The following is a 19,381-nucleotide window of genomic DNA, read 5'->3' on the forward strand; positions in this document are numbered from 1 at the left end:
TGCCCCTTCGCTTAGTTGCTGGTAGCATCGACCTTCGTGTCGATGCTCGGCTGGACGGACATGCCGGGTCGCAGATCGCCCTTTTCGGCGGCATCGCCATCAAGCACGATCTTCACCGGAATGCGCTGAACAACCTTGGTGAAGTTACCGGTGGCGTTGTCGGGCGGCAGCAGCGCAAATTCCTGGCCGCTTGCCGGCGACAGGCTGTCGACATGGCCGTGATAGGTGCGGCCCGGGAACATGTCGACCTCGATAGCGACAGGCTGGCCCGCATGGACATCGGTCAGCTGTGTCTCCTTGTAATTGGCAACGATATAGGCAGCTGTCGTCGGCACAACTGCCATCAGTTGGGTGCCGGCCTGAACATACTGGCCGACGCGCAGCGTACGGTTGCCGACCGTACCGTCGACGGGCGCAACGATCGTCGCATAGGAAAGGTTGAGCTCAGCCTGATGCATGACAGCCTGGTCATGGGCAAGTGTCGCCCTGGCCTGGGCAAGCTCGGCATTCAGTAGCTCGACCTGCTTCGTTGAGGCGTCGAGGGCAGCGCTGTCGCGCACAATCGTAGCCTGGGCGGCGGCGATTGCCGAAGCCGCCTGCTGGGCGGTCTGAACTGGCGCATAACCGTTGGTGGCCAGGTTCGTATAGCGCTTGTTGTTCTGTTCCGCGAAGGTCTCGTTGGCCCGGTCAACGTCGAGCGTGGCGCGAGCGGCGGCGATGGTCGACTGTTGGATGTCGAGCGAAGCCTGCTTGGCGTTGACGGTTGCTTCGGCGGCGGCAACATCGGCCTTGGCCTGATCGAGCGCAGTGCGGAAATCTCGATCATCGATGCGGGCGAGTGGCTGGCCGGCCTTCACCGCCTGATTGTCGGCAACAAGGACCTCCATAAGATAGCCTGAAACCTTCGGGGAGACCGTGGTGCTGTCGGCCTTGACATAGGCATCGTCGGTCGAGACCTCGAAGCGGCCGACCGTCCAGTAATTATGGCCGTAATAGGCGCCGGCGGCGATAATGGCGATGGCGGCAACGCCGATCAGCAGCGAGCGGCCGCCGCGCTTGCGGACCGGTGCCTCTGCAGCGGGCTCGGTGACACGCGGCGTCTTGCCGGCGTCAAGCGTTGCAGGTGTGGCTTCAGCGGTGGTTTCGGTGGCCGGCATATCGGCCGGGACACCGTTGTTCTTCAGAGTATGCAGCTTCGTGACGGACATCGTCTCTCTCCTTCTGGAAGGTCGCTGTCGTCTTGGCCGCGGCCTTGAAATTCGGCTCAAGTCCAATTTAGGAAACTTGATGTTTTCCAAAATATAAGCTAAAAAAGAGAAGTCAACAAGAATTTGGAAACTCGCGATGGTCGAAAATCACAATATCGAGAAAAAGCCGCGCGGCAGGCCGCAGGTACGGTGTGACGAGGATACGCGCGGCGTACTCATCGAAGCCGCCAACAGGCAGTTCCACGAGAATGGCTATGCCGCGGTCAGCATCGCTGCGATCGCGCAGGAAGCCGGCGTTTCAACCAAGACGCTCTATCGCCTGTTTCCGACGAAGGCAGATCTGTTTTCCGAAATGGTCTCGGATCGCACCGGACGCTTCCTCCTGGCACTCGACCCCGGCACACTGGCGACGGCCGAGCTTCGCCAGGGACTGGAGCGCATGCTGATGGCCTATGGCATGCTGACGCTTTCGCAGGACACGATCACGATTACCCGCCTCGTCATCGGCGAATCCGACCGCTTTCCCGAACTCGCCACCTCGTTTTACGAAAAGGCGATCGTGCGCACCAACACGTCGATGGAAAACTGGCTGCGCCGCCAGGTGGAACACGGGCTGATCAAGCTCGAAGACCCGCACGCCGCCTGCGGCATGCTGCGCGGCATGATGATCATGGAACCACAACGCGCCGCCATGCTGCGCCAACTGCCGGCGCCCAACATCGAAGAGATCGCCGCGAGGGCGAGAATGTGTGCGGATATCTTCCTGAAGGGATGCGCTGCTTAGGGACATAGGGCATGCGGGATTGAAGGCGGGCTCTCCCTGGGGTGGACGGCAGTTTTCCTACTCTTGACGATCGCCTCCGGTGTTTCCACTTGACGATGCGACAGATCCTCTCGACAAACCCGGTCTCGAGCTCGAATGGTCGGGCTCGAAAAACAGGAAGAAACGCTCATGCGCACCCCGAGACGCCCCGCTAACCCGCATGAAGCGGCCGAGGCCCTGTTCAAACCTGTCAAGAAACCGGCGACACCGGCCGTCGAGCGGCCCACTCTGCCGAATGTGAAGGAACTTGTAACCTTGAAGCTCGACAGCGAGGTTCTCGCCCACTTCCAGGCCGGCGGCTCGGGTTGGCAGGAGCGTATCAACGACGCGTTGCGGGCAGCCATGACGAACAAGGACTGACCCGCATCCGGGAGAAGGCGCGTCGAGTGCCTTTATCTTGGAGCACCGCCGCGAGAATCGCGACGGTACCGAAAGCGAATTTCCGCGACGTGTCAGGCCGCGAGAACCCCCGCTTTTTTCGCCGTCCAGGTGGCGACCAAGTCCATCAGCCCGGGCGACAGGCAATCGTAAGGCTCAAGCCCAACCTCCTTGAGATGCGAGCGTACGGCGCCCATCTTCCCGGGGTCGTATCCGCTTTCGATAATGGACGACACGAAGGCGGCAAAGCCGGGCGCTGCCCAGCCTCTTTCCTGGAACCGTTCGGGATGGACGAAGGAGAGCCCCTGAAAGGCATGATCGCGCTCGACAGGCCCGTACATATGGACCCCGCAATCCTTACAGGCATGGCGCTGGATAAGCGCGGACGCGTCGACAACCGCCAACTTGTTTCCGTTCTCCAGAACCTCGACGTTCGCCGTTGGCGCGACGGCAACCACGGAAAAAACCGCACCCTGCGGCTTCCAGCATTTCGTGCAGCCGCAAGCATGGTTGTGGGCAATATCGCCCTTGACGCGGACTTTCACCGGATTGCTCGCGCAATTGCATACGAGCGTGCCGCCGACAAATGACGCATCGGTCGCCCGGTATCCTGAATCCACGATTGGGTGGATCGCTACATTGTTCATGCGTTGTCTCCTTCCCTTCCTGGGCCGAGGCGGGATGCCGCGGCCAAGCCCTGTGTCATCGCGCAAACCGCTCGACGGCCAGCGCGAGACCTCCTCCTGGGATGAGTATATCACCACGCCGCCAATATCGTCCGCTCCTCTTCTGCTGATGCCACGCGATCAGCACGGTATCCAAATCGACTTTGGGAAGCTCAGCCTGCGGTCGGCGCCACGAGAGACGTCGCGAGCTATTCGGTGATCTCGACCTAACTCAAGTGATGCAGCAGGATTCAGTCCTTGGCCTCGGCACCGGAGAAACATAGCAGCATGTGGTTGAGAAGATCGGCGGGAAAAGCGGTGGTCGCAATAGCCGTGTGCCACCTCATCGGCCGTGCTCCCGCGCACTCCAAACGTGCCCTTTGCAGTTAAGGTTTCGCGCAGTCAGGATGGGCAGCCTGGAAGGCTGGCAACTCGGCGCATTTGCCATCGATATCGACGATGCGCTTGAAATCGGTCATGTCCACTCCCCAGCGGCGGGCATTGTAGACCTGCGGAACAAGACAGAGGTCCGCCATCGTCGGTGTATCCCCAAAGCTGAACCCTTTGTCGGCTGGGTCGATCATCGCTTCCAGCTTACGAAGTCCGTCCGTGATGAAATGCTTCATCCATTCCTCGCGGGCGTCGGTCTTGTCCGCTACGGTCATGAGGTGCGCCACGACATGCGTGTTGCATATCGGATGTATGTCCATGGCGACCGCGTATGCGAAGGCGCGCACTTTCTGGCGATCGGCAATATCCGCTGGCAGCAATCCGCATTCCGGCCGAACCTCGGCCAGATACTCGATGATTGCCAGCGACTGGGTCAGAGTTTTCCCGTCGATCACCAATGTTGGCACGAACCCCTGCGGGTTGAGCGCCAGATATTCCGGCTTCTTATGCGCTCCCTCCAACAGGTTGATGGACACTGTTTTGTAGTCGATCGCCAAGAGATTGAGCGCAATGCGGACGCGATAGCTCGCCGATGACCTCCAGTAATCGTAGAGAACGACCTCGTTCATTGCAGCCCAGCTTCCCCGTATCTTTCGACCGTCTGCTCGATCGCCCCGAAGATCGAATGGCCGGCACGATCCTTCATCTCGATGCGGACCTGATCCCCGAACTTCATGAACGGAGTCTTCGGCGATCCGGTCTCGATCGTCTCAATCATCCGTATCTCGGCGATGCATGAGTAGCCGTCTCCTCCGTCTTCGATGGGCTTGCCCGCTCCGCCATCCAGCTTATTGGAAACCGTTCCCGAGCCGATGATCGTTCCGGCCACCAGATTGCGGGTTTTGGCGGCATGGGCGATGAGCTGGCCAAAATCAAACGTCATATCGATGCCGGCATTCGCCTTGCCGAATGCCTTGCCGTTCAAGCTCACAAGCAGCGGCAGACACACCTTGCCGCCGTCCCACGACGCTCCGAGCTCGTCCGGCGTCACCGCGATCGGAGAAAATGCCGATGCCGGCTTGGACTGGAAGAAACCAAATCCCTTTGTCAACTCGTCCGGTATGAGACCGCGCAGCGATACATCATTGACGAGCATCACCAGACGGATGGCATCGCGCGCTGCTTCAGGACCGGAAGCCATAGCAACGTCACCGGCGATGACGGCAACCTCACCCTCCATGTCGATCCCATAAGTCTCGTCAGCCACCACGATCGGATCTCGCGGCGCGAGGAAACCGTCCGAACCACCTTGATACATCAGCGGATCGGTCCAGAAACTCGCCGGCATCTCGGCGCCCCGCGCCTTGCGTACCAATTCAACATGGTTGAGATAGGCCGAACCGTCGGCCCATTGGTAGGCTCGCGGCAAGGGCGATGCGGCGTCGTGTTCGTGAAACCGGATCGTCGGCTGGGCACCTGTCTCGATACCTTCGGCAATCTGCGCGAGTCTCGGAGCAACGTGCTCCCAGTCATCGAGAGCCGCCTGCAACGTGCGGGCAATGTGACCGACTTCGGAACAGCGGGTAAGGTCGCGGGAGACGACAACGAGCCGGCCATCTCTCGTGGAGTCTTTCAACGTCGCAAGCTTCATATCCCATTCCTGTGCCAGAGGATGCCTGACCGATCCTCACTTGAGGCCATCACTTGATACCGGGGGTTCCGTCGAACTTGCGTTCCAGGCCGTCCCAGCATTCCAGATAATCATCCTGCAGCGTTTCAAGCTCGGCTGCGTATTTCGTCAATTGCTGCGGGTACCGGGTCTCGAACATGAAGGCCATGGTGTGATCCAGCTTCACCGGCTTGAGCTCGGCATTGGATGCTTTTTCGAAGGCGAGGGCGTCCGGCCCGTGGGCAAGCATCATGTTGTGCAGGCTCATGCCGCCGGGGACGAAGCCCTCCTCCTTGGCGTCATACTGGCCATGGATCAGGCCCATGAACTCGCTCATGATGTTGCGGTGGTACCAAGGCGGACGGAACGTGTGCTCTGCCACCAGCCAGCGCGGCGGAAAGATCACGAAATCGACATTCGCCGTACCTGCATCTTCGGTAGGCGCGGTCAGCACCGAAAAAATCGACGGATCGGGATGATCGAAGCGGATCGCGCCAACAGGAGAAAATGTCCGTAAATCGTATTTAAAGGGGGCGTAGTTGCCGTGCCAAGCGACCACATCGAGCGGTGAGTGGCCGATATCAGTGACATAGAATTTTCCGCACCACTTCACATGGACGCGACAGGGTTTTTCCTTGTCCTCGAAAGCGGCGACGGGCGTCTTGAAGTCGCGCGGGTTCGCCAGGCAGTTCGCGCCGATGGGACCACGGTCCGGCAGCGTGAATTTCGCGCCGTAATTCTCGCATATATATCCGCGCCAGACCGCCTGCTCGCCACTACGGAGAACCTTGAACATCATGCCGCGTGGGATGAGGCATATTTCCAGGGGCTCCACGTCCATGATGCCCATTTCGGTGAACACTTTGACGGCGCCGAGCTGCGGCACGACCAGCAGTTCACCATCGGCGTTGAAGAAGTAGTCATCCACCATGTCCTCATTGAAGACGTAAGCATGTGCTGACATGCCCACCTGGGTCGTGACATCGCCTGCCGTCGTCATTGTCCGCACCCCCTGAAGAAAGGTCAGATTCTCGGTGGGTGTGGGGACGGGATCCCAGCGAAGCTGCCCCAGGGGAAGCGAATGTTCGTCCAGGCAAGGCGCGGTTTTCCAGAGCGGATAGGACGCGTTCGAGAAGCGGCCTGTGTGACGCACGCTCGGGCGAATGCGATAAAGCCAGGACCTTTCATTCGTCCCGCGCGGCGCGGTGAATGGCGAGCCGGAAAGCTGCTCGGCATAAAGACCGTAGTTGCATTTCTGGGGGCTGTTCTGGCCCTGCGGCAGGGCGCCGGGAAGCGACTCTGTTTCGAAGTCGTTGCCGAACCCCGGCATATATTTCAGCTTGTTTGTCGTCGAGGCTTCACCCTCGGAAGCCTGGATTGATGTCTGGTCCATTGCTCAACTCCTCCCCGGAAACTCTCGGCGTCGCGCGTCTTTTCAGACGCGCGAGGTGGCCCCGAGAGTTTACTCCGCCGCAGTACCGATGACACCACGCTTGATTTGATCGGCCTCGATCGATTCGAAGAGAGCGCGGAAATTGCCTTCGCCGAAGCCCTCGTCGCCCTTGCGTTGGATGAATTCGAAGAAGATGGGTCCAATCACGGTCTTGGAGAAGATCTGGAGCAGGATTTTCGTCATGCCGCCATTCACCACACCTTCGCCATCGATGAGGATGCCGTGCTTCTTCATACGGTCGACAGGTTCGCTATGGCCGTTCACGCGTTCATAGGACATGTCGTAATAGGTTTCCGGCGGTCCCGGCATGAAGCGCAGATCATTGCCGGCAAGCCTGTCCGTGGCCTCATAGATATCTTCCGTTCCAACGGCGATGTGCTGAATACCCTCACCCCTGTATTTCTTCAGATATTCCTCGATCTGGCTCGTGTCGTCCTTCGATTCATTCAGCGGGATGCGGATCTTGCCGCAGGGCGACGTGATGGCGCGGCTCACCAGACCAGTGATGCGCCCATCGATGTCGAAGAAGTGGATCTGCTTGAAATTGAACAGGTTGCGGTAAAAGTCCCACCACTTGTCCATGTTGCCACGGAAGACGTTGTGCGTCAGATGGTCGAGATAATAGAAACCGATCCCCTGAGGATGCGGGTTAGGCTCGCCGAGCCAATCAAACTCGGCATCGTAGGCCGATCCCTTTGCACCATATGTCTCGACGAAATAGAGCAGCGAGCCGCCAATGCCGACAATCGCCGGGACGTCGAGCGCCTTGTCATCCCCTTCATAGGGAACGGCGCCTTTCGATACCGCGTGATCGAAGGCGTGTTTGGCGTCGACGACGCGCCATGCCATCGACGGGGCGCAGGGACCATGATTTGCGACGAAACGCGCGGCATGGCTGCCGGCTTCCGCATTCAGGACATAGTTGATGTCACCCTGGCGCCAGACGGTAATGTCCTTCGTCTTGTGCCTGGCGACTGGAATGTAGCCCATGCGTGTGAAGAGCTCGCGCAGCTTCGCGGGCTCGGGATGGGCGAATTCGACGAATTCGAATCCGTCGGTGCCGGCCGGGTTGTCGGCGGTAATTTCCGAGGCCGGCGCGTCATGCGGAAAAGGGCCCATTTTCTCCTCCTGGGAATTGGACTTTGATATGCAAAGTGTGGCCCAAAACGCATGCAAAGTTCTTGCATTCTTCATGCCAGAGGAAGAGATTATGCACGGTTCGTGAGGATTTTGGAGATTTTGCGCAATGGATGAACAGCTCGATAAATTGGATTTGCGCCTGCTCCAGGAGCTTCAAAAAGACGGCCGATTGACGAACAACGAGCTGGGAGAGCGGATCGCGCTTTCACCCTCGCAATGCTCGCGCCGGCGAACGAGACTGGAGGCTGAGGGATATATTCGCAGCTACCGGGCCTATCTGGATCAACAGAAGCTTGGCCTGGATATGCTGGTGGTCATTTCCGTGACGCTTGCCACCCATAACAGAGACAATGCCCGCAGATTTTCGCAGTTGATCAACGGGCTGCCGGAAGTTCTCGAAGCCTATGCGCTGACCGGTGAAATGGACTATCACTTGAAGGTCGCGACCCGCGGGCTCGCGGACCTCTCCAAATTCGTCAACGACGTCCTGTTACCCCACGAGTCGGTGCAGCACGTAAAAACCTCGATCGTCCTCGACACGCTGAAGACATTCGAAGGCTTTCCGATACACATGCCGGGTCATCGGCATGGCGACAGCACGCGGTGATCTGGCAGCAAGCGTCAGAGCGGCAGTTCGGTCGAGAATTTCAGCTCCCGCAGCACAAAGCTCGATACGACTGTGCGCACATGCGGATTGCGCATGAGGTAGCGGGTCATGAAGGCTTCGTAGCTTTCCACGTCCCTCGCCCTTATCTTCAGCATGTAGTCGAAAGCGCCTGACAAGGCATAGCACTCCATGATCTCCGGCCGCTCCAGAACCACCGAAGCGAAAGAGGCGACCGCCTCTTCGTGGTGATCCTCCAGCGTCACATGCGCGATCACGCAGAGCTTGAGATCGAGTTTTCCGGGATCGAGTAGTGTCACACGCTTACGGATGACACCGTCGGCTTCCAGTTCCTGGATCTTCCGCCAGGCCGAACTTTGCGACATGCCGGCCTTTTCCGCCAGGTCTGCCAGCGAAAGACTGCCGTCGGCTTGGATAAGTTGCAGAAGCTTGCGGCGAAAATTCCCAGGTTCTTTCATTCTCCGCACCACATTTGGGAATATTTGCCGTCACTATGGCAATTGGTAGCACGAAAGAAAAGAAAATCCTCCAAATCCGGGGGATAATGGCAGAAACGCTATCCCGGGAGGATCAGAATATGACCAAGGAAAGCAGCTACACCGCCAAACTGCCTGGCTCGGACGGTTTATATGCCTATACAACTGAGGAAGATGCGATTTGGGGCGAACTCTACCGGCGTCAGATGAAGCTGCTCGCCGATGCGGCCTGCCGCGAATATCTGGATGGCGTGAAAATGCTAGGGCTGAAGCCCGACAAGGTGCCTCAGCTTCTCGATGTGAACAGACGCCTGAACGAGACCACTGGCTTCGGTGTGGAAGGGGTACCGGCGCTCATTCCGCCCTCGCGCTTTTATGAACTTCTGTCACAAGGCAAATTCCCGCTCGCAACCTTCCTGCGCCGTCGCGAGCATATCGACTATATCGAGGAACCGGACCTGTTCCACGAGGTTTTCGGCCACTGCCCGATGCTCACCAACCAGAGCTATGCCAATTTCGTACGGCATTTCGGCGAAACAGCTGTTCGCCTCGGCAAAGGCTATTCTTGGCATCTGTTCCGCATCTTCTGGTTCACCGTCGAGTTCGGCCTGATCAATACGCCGCAGGGCCGCCGCTGCTTCGGCGCAGGGATCGTCTCATCGCCAAGCGAAGCGAAGGCGGCGATGGAAGGCAAGGCATGCGAATTTCGGCCGTTCGATCTGCTGAGCGTGCTCAGGACGCCCTACCGGATCGATATCCTCCAGCCGATCTACTACGTCATCGACAGCTTTGCCGATCTCGAAGCGATCGTGGAGCAGGATATCGAAGGCACGATCCTGAAGGCGAAATCGCTGGGTGATTTCGCCCCCACTTTCGAGGCCAAAGCTTCGTGAATCGCTGACACTATCGCGGCCGGTCCCAACTCGACCTTGTATCCCATGTCGACGCGCGGGCTCCTGGCGATCGCACAAGACAGCGCGATGATGTCAGCAAGGCTTCACAAACGCCCAATCGCTCAGGTCGGGGACGTCCGCACCGGTCCGGTGGACTCACGCAGGATGAGTTCAACCGGCCACAATTCGTGAATCTCCATCGGCGAACGCCCGGCCAAAAGCTGCAGCACGAGATCGGCGCAGCGCGTACCAGCCGCACGCATCGACGACCGGGTAGCCGACAGCGAGGGCACCATGTTGTCGGCCGTCAGGTAGGGAAAGACGTCATCGTGGGCAATGACCGAGACATCGCTGCCGATCTGGAGCCCCAGCGAACGTGCGGCGCGGTAAATGCCGAGCGCCGTCATCATCGACCCCGCGACAAACGCGGTCGGCCGCTTCGGCTGCTCGAGAAATGACCGCGCAAAGCGGAAACCGAGCTCGTCGGTGAAATTGCCGTTGGCGATCAGTTGCGGATCGACCTCGATCCCGTGGCTCTGCAAGGCGCTGCGGTAACCGATGTCGCGATGCAGCGCGTAAGTTGCGCCCTCGCGGCCATTGATCAGCGCAATCCTCGTATGACCGAGATCGATCAAATGCGAGGTCGCGCGGCGTACAGCCCCTTCATTGTCGATATCGAGCCAGGGGTGCGGCACGTCGATGTCTGAACGACCATGAACGAGGAACGGCATTCCCAGCTCATGCAGCAGCGCGATACGCTGGTCATTGGGTCGAGGCGAATGCACGATGATCGCATCCACCCGCTGACTTTCCGCCAGCCGTCTGTAGAGTTGCATCTCGGCATCATATTCGGGATTGGCCATCGGAATGACCAGGATATCGGTGTCTTCCGTGATAAGACGCTCCGCCATACCGGCCATGAATTCCGCGAAATGAAACTCGCCGGCACGCCCCATGACGACGCCAATGGCACCAACCCGCCCGGTCTTCAGTCTCACCGCATTGACGTTCGGCCGGTAGCCCAGCCGCACCGCCTCTTGGACGACGCGGGCGCGCGTCACCTCGCTTACCTCGGGATAGCCACTGAGCGCACGGCTGACGGTCGTTGGAGACAATCCAAGTTGTTTTGCGAACTCTTTGAGTTTCATTGACCGAAATAACTTTCATCGCCTGCGCTGCCGGGCATCTATACCATCGGCCTCGCAAATTCCACATTCTATGCCGTCGATTATATTTTCTCAAATCGATTTCAATTTCACTTGCCGCCAGATGAACACTAGCGCGAATTAGGAAATCACGGCATTTGGGTTTCCAATTGATTTTAAACGATATTCCGTATTTATGAACAAGTATAGGTCGCAATCAAGAACCTCCCTTGACACGGTATCGACCTTCTGACAGTTTTCCACGACCAAATCGATTTCAATTTGGTCTTTGGGAGGAGAAAATGAAGTTTCGTTTCACAGCGGCCGCCCTCGCGGCTGCGCTTATTGGCGTGTCAGTTCCGTCCTTTGCCGCCGAGATCAGCATTTCAGCGAGCTCTACCGGCAAGAACCTCGATCTGTTCCGCAAGCAGCTCGATGCCTTCGAGAAGGCGACCGGCAATACGGTCAAGATCGTCACCATGCCGCCCTCATCCACTGAACAGTTTTCGCAATATCGGCTCTGGCTCGCAGCCGGCAATACGGATGTCGATGTCTACCAGACGGATGTTATCTGGGCCCCGCAGCTGGCAGACCAGTTCGTCGATCTCAAGGATGCCACCAAGGACGTCGTCGGCGACTTTTTCCCGGCGATCGTTGCCTCCCAGACCGTGAACGGCCGTCTGGTCGCAATGCCGCTTTATACGGATGCACCGGCCCTGTTCTACCGCAAGGATCTGCTTGAGAAATACGGCAAGCAGCCGCCGAAGACCTGGGACGAGATGGAGGCAACCGCCAAGGAAATCCAGGAAAAGGAACGCGCCGCCGGCCAGAAGGATCTCTGGGGTTACGTCTTCCAGGGCAATGCCTATGAAGGCCTGACCTGCGATGCACTGGAATGGGTCAAGTCCTCGGGCGGCGGCCAGATCATCGAGACCGACGGCACGATTTCGATCAACAACGAGAAGGCCGCGGCAGCACTCAATCGCGCCAAGGGCTGGATCGGGACGATTTCACCGAGCGGTGTGCTCGCCTATCAGGAGGAAGAATCCCGCGGTGTCTGGCAGACCGGCAACGCCGTCTTCATGCGTAACTGGCCCTATGCCTATGCGCTGGGCAACGGCGCCGACAGCCCGGTCAAGGGCAAGTTCGACGTGACGACACTTCCCGTTGCCGCAGAAGGCGACAAGCCCTCCTCGACGCTCGGCGGCTGGAATCTCGCCGTCTCGAAATATTCGAAGAACCCGGATGCGGCGATCGAACTCGTCAAGTTCCTGACGTCGAAGGAAAGCCAGAAGCAGCGTGCCATCGAGCTTTCCAACCTGCCGACCTTGTCGGCGCTTTATGACGACAAGGACATTGCTGCTGCGCAGCCGTTCATGCCGAATTGGAAGCCGATCTTCGAAAACGCTGTGCCGCGTCCGTCGGCTGTTGCCAAGGTCAAGTATAACGAGGTTTCCGCCAAGTTCTGGACCGCCGTGCACAATACGCTCTCCGGCAGTGGGACAGCCGAAGAAAACCTAGAGCTTCTCGAAGCCGATCTGACGACGCTGCAAGGCAGCGGCTGGTAACAGATCGAGGCGGCAGCGTCGGATATCTCGTCGCTGCCGCTTCCGATACGCCGTCGTCGATTGTCTCATGAAGCGGATATTCCATGAGTGAAGTTGCAGTCTCCCAAAATCTGAGCACGGGCGCGCGCACGAAGGCAATCTCTTCGGATCTGCGCTCGGAACGTGTCCGATCCGCCTGGATCTTCCTGGCTCCGACCCTGCTGATCCTGGCCATCGTTGCCGGCTGGCCGCTGTTCCGCACCATATACTTCAGCTTCACCAACGCGTCGCTGACGAACCTCGGCGATGCTCAGTTCGTCGGCTTCGACAATTACCTCTCCTGGGTTACCCTGAAGAGCGGCCGCACGATCTATAGGGGACTGCTGGCCGATCCCGCCTGGTGGGGCGCCGTCTGGAACACGGCAAAATTTACGCTGTTGTCGGTCACGATCGAAACCGCGCTCGGCCTCATCGTCGCCCTTGTGTTGAACGCGCAATTCGTTGGCCGCGGCGTCGTGCGCGCCGCTATCCTCATTCCCTGGGCGATCCCGACCATCGTCTCGGCGAAAATGTGGGCCTGGATGCTCAACGATCAGTTCGGCATCCTCAACGACATGTTTCTCAGCCTCGGGCTCATCAGCCAGAAGATCGCGTGGACCGCTGATCCCCAGACAGCGATGATCGCCGTTCTGATCGTCGACGTCTGGAAGACAACGCCCTTCATGGCGCTGCTGATCCTCGCCGCCCTGCAAATGGTTCCGGCCGATATTTACGAAGCCGCAAAGATCGACGGCATCAACCCCATCAAAGTGTTCTGGCGTCTGACCCTGCCGCTGATCCGCCCGGCAATCATGGTCGCCGTGATCTTCCGCATGCTCGACGCCATGCGCATCTTCGACCTGATCTACGTGCTGACACCGAACAACGCCCAGACCAAGACAATGTCGGTGATGGCGCGCGAAAACCTCTTCGATTTCGACAAGTTCGCCTATGGCGCAACCGCCTCCACTGTTCTCTTTCTTATCATCGCCTCCGTTACCGTGCTCTACATCTGGCTCGGCCGCGTCAATCTCGGTGGAGGCGAACGCTGATGCTGCTCACAGCCACGAAGAATACGCTGTTTTATCTGCTGGTCGCGGTCATCGTCATCATCGCGGTCTTCCCGTTCTACTACGCGATCCTAACAAGCTTCAAAGTCGGCACCGCGCTCTTCGAGGTCACCTACTGGCCGACCTCGATCTCGCTGGAAAACTATACCGGCGTGTTGACGACCGGCAGCTTCATCCGCAGCCTCGGCAATTCGCTGCTCATTGCCTGCCTCGTGGTCGCCGCCTCTTTGCTGCTCGCCGTGACCGCATCCTACGCGCTTGCCCGCGTGCATTTCCGGGGTCGGGCCCTCTTGATGCTGACCATTCTGTCCGTCTCGATGTTCCCGCAGATCGCTGTGCTCGCAGGGCTATTCGAACTCATCCGCTGGATTGGCATCTTCAACACGCCCTTCGCGCTGATCTTCTCCTATATGATCTTCACTCTGCCTTTCACGGTGTGGGTGCTGACGACTTTCATGCGGGATCTGCCGATCGAGATCGAGGAAGCGGCCATCGTCGATGGCGCCTCCCCTTGGGTCATCATCACGCAGGTGTTCATGCCGCTGATGTGGCCGGCTCTGGTCACCACTGGTCTGCTTGCCTTCATCACGGCCTGGAATGAATTTCTGTTCGCCCTGACTTTCACCTCGTCGGATGCGCAACGGACGGTGCCGGTAGCGATCGCTCTCCTTTCGGGCGGCAGTCAGTTCGAAATCCCCTGGGGCAATATCATGGCGGCATCGGTCATCGTTACCGTGCCCGTCGTCATCCTTGTTCTTATTTTTCAACGCCGGATCATTTCCGGGCTGACCGCCGGCGGCGTCAAAGGCTGAGGAAAGCGCGACATGGCACAAATTAGATTAGACAATATCCGCAAGAGCTTCGGGGCATTCGAAGTCATCAAGGGCGTCAGCATGGACATCCGGAAGGGGGAGTTCATGGTCTTTGTCGGCCCGTCCGGTTGCGGCAAGTCCACCTTGCTTAGATTGATCTCAGGACTGGAGGACATAACGTCAGGCACGCTTTCCTTCGATGGTCAGCCGGTCAATCGTCTTTCCCCGTCGAAGCGCGGCATCGCGATGGTCTTCCAGTCCTATGCGCTCTATCCGCATATGACGGTCTACGAAAACATGGCCTTCGGCATGAAGCTCTCCGGCCGAACCAGAGAAGAATGCAAGGCGCGCGTCGAACAGGCAGCCGGCATGCTGCAGCTCTCACCCTATCTGGAGCGCTTGCCGCGCCAGCTTTCAGGCGGCCAACGCCAGCGCGTGGCCATTGGCCGCGCCATCGTTCGTGACCCGAAGGTCTTCCTGTTCGACGAACCATTGTCGAACCTTGATGCTGCGTTGCGCGTCGCCACAAGGCTGGAGATCGCCAAGCTTCACCGTGGCATGCATGACACGACGATGATCTATGTCACCCACGATCAGGTCGAGGCCATGACGCTTGCCGATCGCATCTGCGTTCTTCGCGATGGCGTCGTCGAACAGGTCGGAACTCCGATCGAGCTCTACGAGACCCCGAACTCAATCTTCGTCGCCGGCTTCATCGGCTCGCCGAAAATGAACTTCCTCTCCGGCCCGTTCGCGGCTCCCTATAATGCCCACACGATCGGGGTGCGAGCCGAACATATCGAGTTTAGAGATCAGGATCCTGCCTGGACGGGCACCGTCATCCACTCAGAAATCCTCGGCTCGGACAGCTTCGTCTATCTCGACATCGGCTCGGCCGAACCGCTCACCGTTCGAGAGACCGGCGTATCGAGCCACCAGCCCGGCCAGCAACTGGGCGTGTCGCCGGTCAAGGATCGCATTCACCGTTTCGACCAATCCGGACGCGCACTCGAAAAGGTCCCTTTCAAGGGCGCAGCCTGACCACCAATCAAACAAACAGGATTCGACCGCTTCCCATCGGTTCCGGTCCGCTACTTGCTGTGAAGGAGCAGAAACTTGTCTATTCGCACCATCGTCTGGGGTGAGAACATCCACGAAAATACCAACGCCATTGTCCGGGAGATCTATCCGGACGGCATGCACACCACGATCGCCAAGGCGCTGAACACCGATCCGGCTATTTCCGCGACTACGGCAACGCTGCAGGAACCGGAACATGGCCTCAGCGAAGCCCGGCTTGCCGAGACCGACGTTCTGACCTGGTGGGGCCACAAAGACCATGGTGCCGTCTCCGATGCCGTCGTCGAGCGCGTCGCCAAGCGGGTTTGGGAAGGCATGGGCCTGCTCGTTCTGCATTCCGGCCATTTCTCGAAGATCTTCAAGCGCCTGATGGGCACGCCCTGTGCGCTGAAATGGCGCGAGGCGGGCGAGCGCGAGCGTCTGTGGACGATCAATCAGCGCCATCCGATCGCCGCCGGGATCGGCGAGCATTTCGAGCTGGAAAACGAAGAAATGTACGGCGAGCAGTTCTCCGTGCCGGAGCCACTGGAAACGGTCTTCATCTCCTGGTTCCAGGGCGGCGAAGTCTTCCGGTCTGGCCTGACCTGGCGCCGTGGTGCCGGCAACATCTTCTATTTCCGTCCCGGCCACGAAACCTATCCGACCTATCACGATGCGAACGTGCAGAAGGTGCTGATCAACGGCGTGAAGTGGGCCTATAACCCGCAGGGCGATCTGAAGAGCATCACCGATGCCCCAAATGTGCCGGTAGAGAAGGCACTGGAGCCGATCGTCGAACGCGGCCCGAGACTGCATCAAGCCGGCGAAGCCGGTTACCGCTGAGGAGAAGAGCAATGCGTCTACTTGTACTTGGCACGGGCATGATGGCCAAAAACCAGGTTGCCAACTTCCTCGCCATCGATGGTGTCGAGGTGGTCGGCGCCGTCGACACCGATCGGACCCGGCTTGATGAGTTCGCTGATCATTTCAACATCGCAAGGCGCTTCAGCACGCTCGAGGAAGCGATCGCCTGGGGCGAATTCGATGCCGCCACCAACGTCACGCCTGACCGGATACATCATGCGACGAGCTTGGCGCTGATCGCCGCCGGCAAACACGTCTTCTGTGAAAAGCCGCTGGCAGAAAACTACGCCCATGCGCTGGAGATGACGGAAGCGGCTGAAGCCGCCGGCGTCGTCAACATGGTCAATCTCACCTATCGCAACGTCGCACCGCTGCAGCGCGCCCGCGAGATGGTGCTATCAGGTGAACTTGGCACCATCCGCCATGTGGAGGCCTCCTATCTGCAGAGCTGGTTGGTGTCTCGCGCCTGGGGCGACTGGCGCACGGAATCGCGCTGGCTGTGGCGCTTGTCCACCGGCCATGGATCGAACGGTGTGCTCGGCGATGTTGGCATTCATATTCTCGATTTCGCCGCCTATGGCGCTGCGACCGATATCGATCATGTCTTCGCCCGGCTCAAGACCTTCAACAAGGCGCCGGGCGGACAGATCGGTGAATATATGCTCGATGCCAATGACAGCTTCACCATGTCGGTCGATTTCGCCAATGGCGCGCTCGGTGTCATCCATGCGACACGCTGGGCGACCGGTCATCTCAACGAACTGAAGCTGCGCATCTATGGCGAAAAAGGCAGCCTCGAAGTCATCCATCGTCCTGACGGCTCAGATCTTCGCGGCTGCTTCGGTGACGATATTGAAAGCGCCACCTGGCGTGACATCGAGGTGCCGGCAGTGCTGACCAACTACCAGCGCTTTGCCGAAGCGGTCAGGACCGGAAAGCAGGACGATCCCACCTTCCGCCATGCCGCCAACCTGCAGAAGGTCATCGACCTCGCGATCGTATCGGAGAAAGAACGTCGGGAGTTCAATCTACTGGCCTCCGAGAGCCTGGAAGGCACGGCCGGCCAGGAACGCAAGACGGACGATCAGGGGCCGGCGCTAGCGCTCGTCGTCTGACGGCATGGTGAAACCTCGAAGGCCCGCATGACCGGGCCTTCGTCGAGCTAATAGCTCACGCTGCTTATCCGTGCCAGAGCCGAGTGCCTCGTTGCAGACTACACAAACGGCACCCACGCGATCTTGGCTCGCCGTGGCTCTTTTACGCCAGGCCAAGACACGCTTACTAGGCGGCCTTAACAGGCGCTCTCACGCCCCGATAAGCAATGAGATCCTCGATTGTGATCAGATGGAGGCCGTGCCGTTCGGCAAACTGCTCAAGCTCGGGCAGGCGTGCCATCGTGCCATCATCATTGGCCACCTCGCAGATGACACCTGACGGCGACAGGCCGGCAAGCCTTGCGAGGTCGACAGCCGCCTCGGTATGACCTGGACGAGAAAGCACGCCGTTCGGATGCGCACGCAACGGGAAGATATGGCCGGGCCGCGCAAAATCCTCGGGGCGGGACGTCTCGGCAATGAGTGCGCGAACCGTCGCGGCGCGGTCAGCCGCCGAAATTCCGGTCGTCGTTTGAGGAATATAGTCAACCGACACGGTGAAAGCCGTCTTCAAAAGTTCGGTATTGTTGGGGACCATCTGCGGGATCTGCAGCTCGTCCAGCCGCTCGCCTTCCATTGCCACACAGATGAGGCCGCGAGCATAATTCATCATGAAGGCGATCGCCTGCGGGGTGATTGCCTCGGATGCGATGACGAGGTCGCCCTCGTTTTCACGATCACGATCGTCGACGACGACCACGATCTCGCCACGCGCAATCGCGACGATCGCATCTTCGATTTTGGAAATTGCCATCTTCTCTGCCTTTCAAGGGTTAGCCGCGGTTTGCGGCGTACATGGCCTGTCAAAAGCCACCATTTTCCCTTGGGCGAACAAGCATATGAAACACCGCGTGCCGAGCGGTGTCCTCTGCGTTGCTCTCTTCCATCCGGACTATGACCGTCGGCTCCGGCATCTCACCGGATCTGCTGACCCTTCGCTTCCACGAAGGCGCTCGCGGGCTCCGAGTTGCCTCGATACCGCCGGTGGGGAATTGCACCCCGCCCTGAGAACATTACTTAGATAGATGATGAAGGCCTTGTTCTGCAAGAGGTTGGTGCAGATCTCGCCGCGGGAACTGCCTCGCAGAGGTGAAAGCACCGTTTCCTATTGTCGAACAGAGCTAGGACATGATGAGGCCGCCATCGACATTGATGGTCTGGCCGGTAATGTAGGCTGCATCGTCGCTGGCAAGGAAGGTGACGAGGCCGGCGACGTCTTCGCCGGAACCGGCGCGCTTCATCGGAATGCCTTCGACCCATTCCTTCATCAGTTCGCCGGGGCCGTAATTGCCGAGCAGCTTGCCCCATGCATGGTCGTTATAGGCCCACATGTCGGTCTCGATGATGCCCGGGCAGAAGGCATTGACGGTGATGCCGTCGGTCGCGACTTCCTTGGCAAGGCTCTGGGTGATGCCGACGACGCCCATCTTCGAGGCGGCATAATGCGGCGTATAGATGAAGCCGTCGCGCGCCTGGCCGGAGGCCGTGTTGATGAGACGGCCGCCGCCGCCGTGCTTGCGCATGCGGGCGATCGCTTCCTGGGCGCAGAGGAACACGCCTTTCGTGTTGACCGCCATGACCTTGTCCCACTCGCCCTCGGTCATATCCTCGATGCGGGCAATGGTGATGACGCCGGCATTCTGGATGGAGACGTCGACTGCGCCGAATGCCTGCTCGGCGGCGTCATAAAGGGCCTTGACGCTTGCCTTGTCAGTGACGTCGCCAACGAAGGAGATCGCCTTTCCGCCATCGGCCTTGATCTGTTCGGCCACGCCATGCACGCTGTCTTCATTGGCCGAAACGACGAGATTGGCGCCTTCGCGCGCAAAGCGTTTGGCGATCGCTGCACCGATACCGCGGCTTGCGCCGGTAATGACGACGGTCTTGTTTTCAAAACGTTGCATTCTCTTTTCCTTTCAACGGCGTCGGCGTGAGCGCACCGATCTGCACCGGCGACACTTGTCTCCGCAC

At 59.1% G+C, this 19,381-nt stretch carries 20 protein-coding genes and 1 riboswitch; of the genes, 10 read left to right on the top strand and 10 right to left on the bottom strand.

Annotation, left to right across the window (positions count from 1 at the left end):
• Positions 1-11: 11 nt before the first annotated feature.
• The gene (locus tag AB4Z13_RS25635) at positions 12-1,208 is read right to left on the bottom strand and encodes an HlyD family secretion protein (protein ID WP_442207130.1); all 1,197 of its coding nucleotides are present in this window, start codon (positions 1,206-1,208) and stop codon (positions 12-14) included.
• 136 nt (positions 1,209-1,344) lie between these two features.
• On the opposite strand from AB4Z13_RS25635, the gene AB4Z13_RS25640 reads away from it, so the two are divergent.
• Positions 1,345-1,992 carry a TetR/AcrR family transcriptional regulator gene (locus AB4Z13_RS25640; RefSeq protein WP_113322525.1) on the top strand — a complete coding sequence of 216 codons (648 nt, stop codon included), beginning with the start codon at positions 1,345-1,347 and terminating at the stop codon, positions 1,990-1,992.
• A gap of 168 nt (positions 1,993-2,160) precedes the next feature.
• A complete protein-coding gene (locus AB4Z13_RS25645) occupies positions 2,161-2,391 on the top strand; it encodes a BrnA antitoxin family protein (protein ID WP_442207131.1) in 231 nt (76 codons plus the stop codon).
• Between the two features lie 92 nt (positions 2,392-2,483).
• On the opposite strand, the gene gfa is transcribed toward AB4Z13_RS25645, so the two are convergent.
• The 5 genes from gfa to hppD form a co-directional block, all read right to left on the bottom strand.
• Entirely contained in the window at positions 2,484-3,056 is a 573-nt protein-coding gene (gfa, locus tag AB4Z13_RS25650; RefSeq protein ID WP_442207132.1) for an S-(hydroxymethyl)glutathione synthase, read from the bottom strand.
• Between the two features lie 404 nt (positions 3,057-3,460).
• A complete protein-coding gene (maiA, locus tag AB4Z13_RS25655) occupies positions 3,461-4,093 on the bottom strand; it encodes a maleylacetoacetate isomerase (protein ID WP_442207133.1) in 633 nt (210 codons plus the stop codon).
• Complete coding sequence (locus AB4Z13_RS25660) at positions 4,090-5,115, bottom strand: fumarylacetoacetate hydrolase family protein (RefSeq protein ID WP_442207134.1); 1,026 nt, start codon at positions 5,113-5,115, stop codon at positions 4,090-4,092. Before AB4Z13_RS25660 ends, maiA begins: the two co-directional genes overlap by 4 nt.
• Before the next feature lie 49 nt (positions 5,116-5,164).
• A complete protein-coding gene (gene hmgA, locus AB4Z13_RS25665) occupies positions 5,165-6,526 on the bottom strand; it encodes a homogentisate 1,2-dioxygenase (protein WP_442207135.1) in 1,362 nt (453 codons plus the stop codon).
• A 69-nt stretch (positions 6,527-6,595) separates the two neighbouring features.
• Positions 6,596-7,705 carry a 4-hydroxyphenylpyruvate dioxygenase gene (gene hppD / locus AB4Z13_RS25670; protein WP_442207136.1) on the bottom strand — a complete coding sequence of 370 codons (1,110 nt, stop codon included), beginning with the start codon at positions 7,703-7,705 and terminating at the stop codon, positions 6,596-6,598.
• A gap of 127 nt (positions 7,706-7,832) precedes the next feature.
• On the opposite strand from hppD, the gene AB4Z13_RS25675 reads away from it, so the two are divergent.
• The gene (locus tag AB4Z13_RS25675; RefSeq protein WP_442207137.1) at positions 7,833-8,333 is read left to right on the top strand and encodes an Lrp/AsnC family transcriptional regulator; all 501 of its coding nucleotides are present in this window, start codon (positions 7,833-7,835) and stop codon (positions 8,331-8,333) included.
• A 14-nt stretch (positions 8,334-8,347) separates the two neighbouring features.
• Here the strand turns inward: AB4Z13_RS25675 and AB4Z13_RS25680 are convergent, their stop codons facing one another.
• Positions 8,348-8,809 (bottom strand): Lrp/AsnC family transcriptional regulator, encoded by a 462-nt coding sequence (locus tag AB4Z13_RS25680; RefSeq protein ID WP_008527462.1) that lies wholly within the window; start codon positions 8,807-8,809, stop codon positions 8,348-8,350.
• A gap of 119 nt (positions 8,810-8,928) precedes the next feature.
• Between AB4Z13_RS25680 and AB4Z13_RS25685 the strand changes: the two genes are divergently transcribed.
• The gene (locus AB4Z13_RS25685; protein ID WP_442207138.1) at positions 8,929-9,720 is read left to right on the top strand and encodes a phenylalanine 4-monooxygenase; all 792 of its coding nucleotides are present in this window, start codon (positions 8,929-8,931) and stop codon (positions 9,718-9,720) included.
• A 122-nt stretch (positions 9,721-9,842) separates the two neighbouring features.
• On the opposite strand, the gene AB4Z13_RS25690 is transcribed toward AB4Z13_RS25685, so the two are convergent.
• Entirely contained in the window at positions 9,843-10,868 is a 1,026-nt protein-coding gene (locus AB4Z13_RS25690; RefSeq protein WP_442207139.1) for a substrate-binding domain-containing protein, read from the bottom strand.
• A gap of 299 nt (positions 10,869-11,167) precedes the next feature.
• On the opposite strand from AB4Z13_RS25690, the gene AB4Z13_RS25695 reads away from it, so the two are divergent.
• The 6 genes from AB4Z13_RS25695 to AB4Z13_RS25720 all read left to right on the top strand — a co-directional run bounded on the left by AB4Z13_RS25695 (position 11,168) and on the right by AB4Z13_RS25720 (position 17,371).
• Positions 11,168-12,433 carry an ABC transporter substrate-binding protein gene (locus tag AB4Z13_RS25695; protein WP_439017524.1) on the top strand — a complete coding sequence of 422 codons (1,266 nt, stop codon included), beginning with the start codon at positions 11,168-11,170 and terminating at the stop codon, positions 12,431-12,433.
• 83 nt (positions 12,434-12,516) lie between these two features.
• The gene (locus tag AB4Z13_RS25700) at positions 12,517-13,503 is read left to right on the top strand and encodes a carbohydrate ABC transporter permease (RefSeq protein ID WP_113322514.1); all 987 of its coding nucleotides are present in this window, start codon (positions 12,517-12,519) and stop codon (positions 13,501-13,503) included.
• Positions 13,503-14,333: a carbohydrate ABC transporter permease gene (locus AB4Z13_RS25705; RefSeq protein WP_113322513.1), complete on the top strand. Its 831-nt coding sequence runs from the start codon at positions 13,503-13,505 to the stop codon at positions 14,331-14,333. The genes AB4Z13_RS25700 and AB4Z13_RS25705 overlap by 1 nt, the downstream gene beginning before the upstream one ends.
• A 12-nt stretch (positions 14,334-14,345) precedes the next feature.
• On the top strand, positions 14,346-15,374 hold the full coding sequence (locus tag AB4Z13_RS25710) for an ABC transporter ATP-binding protein (protein WP_442207140.1): 1,029 nt from the start codon (positions 14,346-14,348) through the stop codon (positions 15,372-15,374).
• Positions 15,375-15,449: 75 nt separating this feature from the next.
• On the top strand, positions 15,450-16,235 hold the full coding sequence (locus tag AB4Z13_RS25715; protein WP_442207141.1) for a ThuA domain-containing protein: 786 nt from the start codon (positions 15,450-15,452) through the stop codon (positions 16,233-16,235).
• An 11-nt stretch (positions 16,236-16,246) separates the two neighbouring features.
• Positions 16,247-17,371, top strand: coding sequence for a Gfo/Idh/MocA family protein (locus AB4Z13_RS25720; RefSeq protein ID WP_442207142.1), 1,125 nt, complete (start codon positions 16,247-16,249; stop codon positions 17,369-17,371).
• Positions 17,372-17,537: 166 nt separating this feature from the next.
• Here the strand turns inward: AB4Z13_RS25720 and ribB are convergent, their stop codons facing one another.
• The gene (gene ribB, locus AB4Z13_RS25725) at positions 17,538-18,164 is read right to left on the bottom strand and encodes a 3,4-dihydroxy-2-butanone-4-phosphate synthase (RefSeq protein ID WP_442207143.1); all 627 of its coding nucleotides are present in this window, start codon (positions 18,162-18,164) and stop codon (positions 17,538-17,540) included.
• Between the two features lie 117 nt (positions 18,165-18,281).
• A riboswitch (FMN riboswitch) is annotated at positions 18,282-18,426 on the bottom strand.
• 105 nt (positions 18,427-18,531) lie between these two features.
• The gene (locus AB4Z13_RS25730; protein ID WP_442207144.1) at positions 18,532-19,314 is read right to left on the bottom strand and encodes a glucose 1-dehydrogenase; all 783 of its coding nucleotides are present in this window, start codon (positions 19,312-19,314) and stop codon (positions 18,532-18,534) included.
• Positions 19,315-19,381: the final 67 nt, after the last annotated feature.

This window comes from Rhizobium sp. YAF28 (genome assembly GCF_052113285.1).
Classification (GTDB): domain Bacteria; phylum Pseudomonadota; class Alphaproteobacteria; order Rhizobiales; family Rhizobiaceae; genus Rhizobium.